General features: G+C 69.3%; 4 protein-coding genes. 3 read left to right on the top strand and 1 reads right to left on the bottom strand.

All coding sequences use genetic code 11. From position 1 onward, the window contains the following. Positions 1 to 4: 4 nt before the first annotated feature. Complete coding sequence (locus tag ACZJYS_RS08020; RefSeq protein ID WP_493177041.1) at positions 5 to 1,576, bottom strand: sensor histidine kinase; 1,572 nt, start codon at positions 1,574 to 1,576, stop codon at positions 5 to 7. Between the two features lie 494 nt (positions 1,577 to 2,070). Here ACZJYS_RS08020 and ACZJYS_RS08025 point away from each other — a divergent pair, with 494 nt between their 5' ends. From ACZJYS_RS08025 to ACZJYS_RS08035, 3 genes are all read left to right on the top strand, one after another. Continuing rightward, complete coding sequence (locus tag ACZJYS_RS08025) at positions 2,071 to 3,582, top strand: RAD55 family ATPase (protein ID WP_493177043.1); 1,512 nt, start codon at positions 2,071 to 2,073, stop codon at positions 3,580 to 3,582. Between the two features lie 16 nt (positions 3,583 to 3,598). Beyond that, a complete protein-coding gene (locus ACZJYS_RS08030; protein ID WP_493177045.1) occupies positions 3,599 to 3,970 on the top strand; it encodes a response regulator transcription factor in 372 nt (123 codons plus the stop codon). Positions 3,971 to 4,292: 322 nt separating this feature from the next. Then, positions 4,293 to 7,160, top strand: a 2,868-nt coding sequence (locus tag ACZJYS_RS08035) for a hypothetical protein (protein ID WP_493177047.1), incomplete at its 3' end; no start/stop codon positions are given.

The raw sequence follows: 7,160 nt of genomic DNA on the forward strand, positions 1-7,160 counted from the left end.
TGGCTCACTGGATTGAGTCGGCCACCCGGAGAGCCCAGGCCCATTGCGACAGTGGAATTTCCATCTCCACGTTCAGCCCGCTCGCCCGGGGCTCCATCGCGAGCTTCCCCCCGAGTTCGCCCGCCACGCTTCGCTCCAGCAGGCGGGATCCGAAGCCGCGGCGGCGCAGATCCGGAACAGGAGGCCCCCCATGCTCCGACCACGTCAGGACAACCACCGACGCGCCGTCTCTGTCTTGGATCGTCCAGGTCACGGACACGCCGCCCTGCGGCACCGAAAGCGCGCCGTATTTCGCCGCGTTCGTCGCCAGCTCATGGAATGCCGCATGCAGGGCCACGACAGCCTTCGGCCCCAGCGCGACCTCCGGGCCCGCGACGGTAAGGCGCGTGCCGGAAAGATCCTTCGTGGTGAAGGGCGCCAGGGTCTGCTGAAGGACTTCAGCAAGCAAGGCGCCGCTGCCGCCGGTCTGGGTCAGCATGTCCTGCGCCTGGCCCAGGGCCACGAGACGAGCGATGAGCACCTCGCGCGCCTGTTCCAGCGAGGAGGCGTTCTTCAGGCTGTGGACCACCATCGACTGGCATGTCACGAAGGCGTTCTTCACGCGGTGGTTCAACTCGGCGAGCAGCAATTGCTGGCGCTCTGCCGCCCGCCTCGCATCGCTGACATCGGCCAGTACGCCGGCCATGCGGGTGACCCGGCCGGCGGCGTCCTGCAGCGGTCTCCCCTGGAACTGCACCCAGCGCAGGGTTCCGTTGTCGACGCGGCGGATATGGCACTCGCCAGACCACACCGCCCCCTGCTCGACCGCCTCGTTCAGCCCTGCCGTCACCCGGTCGCGGTCCTCCGGCAGGATGTGGAGGAGCACGTCCTGGAAGCGCCACACCGAGCAACTGGCGGAGAGGCCGAGGATCTGATCGTAGAGCGCGGAACGCTCGAAGATGCCGGTGGCGAGATCCAGCTCCCAGGCGCCCAGGCGGCCGACCGCCAGCGCGGCGTTCAGGCGCGCCTCGCTGCGGCGCAGATGCTCGTTCATCACCTTCAGCTGGCGGTTCGACGCCGTCAGCTCACAGACACCGCGGACCAACACGGCTTCCGCCTCCTGGTCAGGCTGCCGCCTCTCCCCGCTGGCTGCCTTCCCGCCTATCAGCACCCAGTCGGTGGCATCCTCCACACGGTGGACGATGTGCGCGACGGACCCGTCCGCATCGAGGATCGGCGTGTTGATGGGGCTCCAGTACTTCAACTCGAAGCCTGGGAGGCCATCCGGCCGGGGAATGTCGTACTTCTGGACGCCCATCACGTCGGCCGAGCGCGTTGCCAGCACCCGCTCAAGCGAGACGAGCAGGTCATGGACGCCGGAGGCCGATGGATCGTCGGGGTTGTCCGGGAAAACCTCGAACAGGCCGCGCCCGAGGAGTTCGTCGCGCCGGGTCCGCGTGGCCGCCAGGTAAGCATCGGTTACGGCGGCGATCGTGAATCGGGGCGCGTCCGGCAACAGGACGAGACATGGGCTCGGCACGGCCTGAAAGAGGCGGCGGAAGTCTTCGGCCTTCAATGCGCCGCTCAGGTCATCCATTCGAGTCCTGGCTCAAGGGGGGGGGAAACAATAGCCCAATTGTAACTGGTTAAAGCGATAATGATCTACTTTCCATGAATCCCGGCTATCACCGGGCACAACATCATCACGTAATCGTGAGTTTTGTTCGCGCGCTGCCGATTGTCTGGCAGAAGATACGCTTTCCTCCCTTCTTGGAGGCATGCGTTCAGCCAGGCCGGTCCAGGAGGCCCCTCACGCGGTAGCCGCGGGTTCAACATAACGGGCTTACCCGGGACATCGCCTTCAAGGCCGCCGCCGCCCGAAGGCCGGCGGCGCAGTGCGACAGGGGGTGCCTCTGCCCGGTACCGCTTCGGGTCATGACCCGGGGCCATGAAGAGAGGCTTCCTGGGTGGTCAGGTCGTCACCATCAGACCCAAGGGTTGAGCGGCGCTGGAGTTACACAACCCTCTGTGGTTAATTCCCGGTTTCCCGGAACTCGCGCAGCGCACCCGATCGGTACAGGCTTACAAATTATGATCTCAGGTCAAAGCGGCGAGTTGAAGACGATGGCGGGCAAAGAGACAGGTCTATCGCGTATTCCCACCGGCGTGCGGGGGCTGGACGAGGTGCTGGGCGGCGGCCTCGTCCAGGGGGCTGCCTACATCGTGCAAGGGCCGCCAGGCGCCGGGAAGACGATCCTGGCCAACCAGCTCTGCTTCAGCAATGCGGCCCATGGCGGGAATGCGCTCTATGTCAGCCTGCTCGCGGAATCGCACGACCGCCTGCTGTCCTACATGCGCCCCATGCGCTTCTACGACGCTGAAGTCCTGCCCGACCGGATCTCCTACTTGAGCGCGTTTCCCATCCTCATGAAGGAAGGGCCCGCCGCACTCCAGCGGCTCCTGGTCGAGGAGATCCGGCGCCGGAACGCCACACTCGTCATCGTCGACGGGTTGTTCGTCATCCATGACGTGTTCGGCTCGGAAGCGGAGTTCCGGCGCTTCGTGCACGAGGTGCAGGGCGTCGCCAGCCTCATGCAGAGCGCGATCCTCATGCTGACGAACCAGAGCCGGGAGAGGTCGTCGCCCGAGTTCACCATGGTGGACGGCTGGATGGAGCTCATCGACGAGATCCGCGAGGCGCGGTCCGTGCGGGCCCTGGTGGTGCACAAGCAGCGCGGCTCCGCCTATCTCCGGGGCCGCCACGTGTTCCGTATCACGGATGATGGCATCGTCGTCTTCCCGCGGCTGGAAGCCGCCCAGCCGCGGCAGCCCGCGCTCTCTTCCCCCATGGCACGGGTCAGCTCCGGGATCGCGCAGTTCGACACGATGCTGCAAGGCGGCTACCCCTCCACCTCATCCACGATCATCATCGGACCGTCGGGCTCCGGCAAGACAACCCTGGGCCTGCATTTCCTCGCCGGGTCGACCCCCGAATCTCCCGGGCTGATGTTCGGCTTCTACGAGCCGCCCACCCACCTCATGGCCAAGGCCCGGGCCGTCGGGGTGGACCTGGAGGGGCTTGTCGCACGCGGTGCCGTCGAGATCCTGTGGCAGCCCGTCGCGGACAATCTGGTGGACGAGCTGGGCTGGCGGATCATTGACACGGTGCGGCGCACCGGCGCGACGCGGGTCGTCGTGGATGGCATGGAGGCTTTCGACCGCGCCCTGCTGTTCCCAAGGCGGCTGCCCACCCTCATCAACGCCCTCAACAACATCCTGAAGCCTCTGGGCACGACCGTCCTCTACACGCGGGAGATCGATGAGCTCCACGAGCTGAGGTCCCTGCCGGATGACCTCTCGGCCAAGTCGGAGAACCTGGTGCTGCTCCACTATGAGAGGCATGAGCGCCTGCTTCGCCGCATGCTCTCGATCCTGAAGGTCCGGGACAGCGATTTCGACCCGTTCTCGGAGGAATTCTACGTCACCGATCAGGGCATCCGCTTCGGCCAGCAGCCCACCCCGAAGGGGCGACGGCCGGCCGGCGCCGCGGACATTTCCAGCATGGCCCCTCCGAGCGGGGCGGCGCTCCCCTCCAGGGCATGACATGAAGAAAATTCTCGTGGTCGAGGACGAGATTGTCGTCGCGATGAGCATGGAAATGGTGATGGAGAGCGAGGGCTTTGCGGTGATGCTGGCCTCGGATGGCCGCGAAGGTCTGGTGCTGGCCGAGAGAGAGACGCCCGACCTGATCATCACCGACCTGATGATGCCCCGCATGGACGGCATGATGATGATCGCGCGGATCCGGGAAATCGGCTCCGCCACGCCTATCGCACTGACCACCCGGGTCCCGGAGGGGAAGGTCAACGCCACCTCTCAGCGCAGCTACGACGCCTTCCTTCCGAAGCCCTTCAGCGACTCCGAGCTACTGGCCGTCGTGCGCCAGCTGCTCGACGGCGCCGCTTTGTCTCGCACGCAGGAAGAAGGCTGACCGGCGGGACCGGCCATCGCACGGCATTCTCATGCAGCCCCTAACGTTTCGATTTTGCAATTTACGGGCGTGCTTTGGCCGCCGGCGGGCGCGGGACGCGTTCGCCCCGCGGCCGCGGCGGGCCTGATCTCCGCCTGACGAAACGCCGCCGCCGGGATGCGCCGGGGTGACCGTAACCGGCCGGCATGGATGTTCACGACTGCGCCAGCGCCGCGGTCTCGGCTTACGCCGTCAGCCAGGAATCTGATTACAATATCGTACCAAATGGCGCTCCGGCCGGCAGCCGGCCAGCGCCGGGTCCCCAAGCCGGGAGGGCAGTGGCATGGCCTCGATCTGGGACCTGCTGGCCGCCCGCAGGCTCGATGCGGCCATCGTCTTTCCGGCACATATCCGCGCGCTGCTCGAGAGTTGCCAGCTACAAGGGGCCGCCCCGGATGGCGACGACATCAGCGGGGATGTCGCCATGAGCGCCGGCGCGAAGCCGCTCGGCTTCTTCTCGCTGGCTCTCACGCCACCCGTCCCACCGGTGGGCTTCCGCCTGCTGTTCGAGGCAGGCCCGTCCTTCCGCTTCTGGCTGAAGGTGAGCGCGCTGCCGGGCGTCAGGATCCCCTTCGGGTTCGTGGCCGGCGCCCCGGGCGCGGCGCTGAAACCGGCGAGCCGCATGAGCGACGGCGACCGCGAATGGCTGGTCCCGGCGGCGGGCGAGGTGACGCTCGAAGGCGCGGCGCTTTCGATCCTGGTGCAGGGTGCGGCCGGCGACATGGCGCGGCTGCGGCTGACGCCCGCCGGCGAGCAGGCGGAGGGCATTGTCGCCCTGGCGCTGAAGCCCACGGCCGTGCTCATCGGCGACACCGGCTTCGGCCTCGACCTGCCGCAGGGCCTCGTCCTCGACGACAGCACGACGGCGAAGGCCGAGGGAGAGACGCGGATCGACGGGCAGGCCGTCCCGGTGCCGGCGGACGTGCCGGCCTGGCGCGGCCTCCTCGTGCGGGCGGCGCGCTTCTTCCTGCCGGAAAGCGTGCCCTTCCTCGGCGCGCATGCGGTGGACGCGCATGTCGAGATCGGGCTCGACCCGCCGGGCATCGCCCTGGCGATCCACGCCAGGGTCGCCGCCACCGAACATCGGCCGGGGATCGAGGTGCTGATCGAATGCCAGGATCCGGCGGCCTCCGCGCTGCAGGGCTTCGTGCCGACGCTGGTCGAGGCGGCGATGACCCTGCCCCTCGACGGGCGGCAGGAGGATGTCGGCGGGCAGGCGCTGACCTTCTCGGCCGGCAGGCCCGTCACCGCCCGCCTCCGCTTCGCGCGCCGGCCGGAGGATCCGCTGACCCGGCTGACGCTCGGCGTCGAGGCCCAGGGCGCGGAAGGCATCCTCAGCGTCCATGCGCCGCAGGGCGGCCCGGCCGCCCGGGCGGCGATCGGCGCCGGCGCCCTGGCCACCGCCCTGGTCGCCGACCGCCCGCCGGCGGAGGCCGATGCCGGCGGGGTGGTCCTGCACGCCCTGCTGGTCGCCGGCCTTGGCCTGACCGCCTTCCTGAAGGACAAGGGCAGCGTCACGCTCCATGGGGTGGAGCTGGATGCGGCCGGGCATGGCCTGCCGCTCGGCCAGCCGCTGAAGCTCACCATCGACTACTCGGTGGATGTGGTGGTGGTCCCGATCGAGCTCGGCGCCCTCAGCGTCCGGATCCAGGACGAGCAGCCGATGCGGGTGCGCAACCGCCATGTCGGCCTGACCATCGATCCGTCGAAGGGCGGCCTGGCCATGTTCGGCCTCGACTTCAGCCGCGCCGACATGGAGATCGAGGATCCGGGCGCCTGGCAGGTGCAGGGGCCGGCCTCGCTGTTCGACATCCTCGGCACCCGGTCCGGCCGCGGCTCGATGTGGCTGGAGGTGGACCTGCGCTTCAAGCTGGAGCTGGGGCCGGTGAAGGTCTCGGGCGCCACCATCCGCGCGACGCTCGATCCCGCCACCCGGAGGATCACCGCCTCGCTGGAGGGGCTCGACGCGGCGGTCTCGATCCCGGCGCTGGTGGAGGGGCGCGGCCGGTTCCAGCTGCTCAGGGAGGGCGGCTTCGCGGCGAGGCTCGGCCTGGCCATCCTCCCGCTCAACCTCGGCGCCTCGGCGACGGTGCTCTACCAGCCGGAGGGCGGCAGCTACCTGCTGTTCCTGCGCCTGGGGGCCGATCTGCCGGGCCCGCTCCCGGTCGCCAACACCGGCCTCGGCATCTACGGCCTCGCCGGCTCGCTCGGCATCAACGCCGCCCCGAGGCTGCCGCCCCCGGCCGGCGCGGATCCGATCGGCGCGGACCCGGTCGGCCAGCAGCTCGGCTGGGATTCCACGGCGGCCGATGCCTTCGCCTTCCAGCCCGGGGCCCGCACGCTCGGCGGGGAGGCGGTGATCGGCACCGTCCCGGATCTCGGCTTCTCCTTCTCCACCAAGGCGGGCCTGTTCCTGACCGTGCCCGACCTCGCCATCCGCGCCGCGCTCTGGAGCAAGGTAATGTCGCCGCGGCCGGGGATCGACGACCGCCCGGCGGGGCCGGAGATGGGCCTGGCCTTCAAGGGCGCCGCCGTGATCGCGCCACGCGACGGCGTCACCATCGCGCTGCGCGGCGAGCTGAACATGCCGCCGCTGCTCAGTGCCGCCATCCCGCTCGGCGCCTGGTTCCCGGCCGGCGGGCAGCCCGGGGTGGATGCCGCGGACTGGTTCATCCACCTGGGCGCGGATGGCTATGCCGGCCAGGGGCGCGGCATGGGCCCGGCGCGGGCCGTCATCCTGCCGGGCCTGCTGGAACAATCGGCCGATGCCTACCTCATGGTGCGCGGCAAGGGCATCGAGCGGTGGCCGCGCGGCCAGCCGGGCCTGACCATCGCCGATGGCATGGTGCTGGCCTTCGGCTTCGGCGTGGACATCGCGCTCGGCCCGCGCCCCTTCGCCTGGGCCGAGGTGCAGGCGCGGGCCGACCTGCTGCTCGCCACCCATCCCCTCATCCTGGCCGGCTTCGGCCGGCTGGCGGGGTCGCTGCATCTCGGCCCCTTCTCCATCGGCGTGGAGGCGCATGTCGCCTTCATCATCGCCGAGAACGCGCCCGCCGGCCTCGCAGCCCGGATCTGCGGCCGCATCGACCTGTTCTTCACCGACATCGAGGGCTGCGCCGACATCACAATCAACGCCGCGCCGACCCGCAGC

This window comes from Roseomonas sp. TS2 (assembly GCF_058833935.1).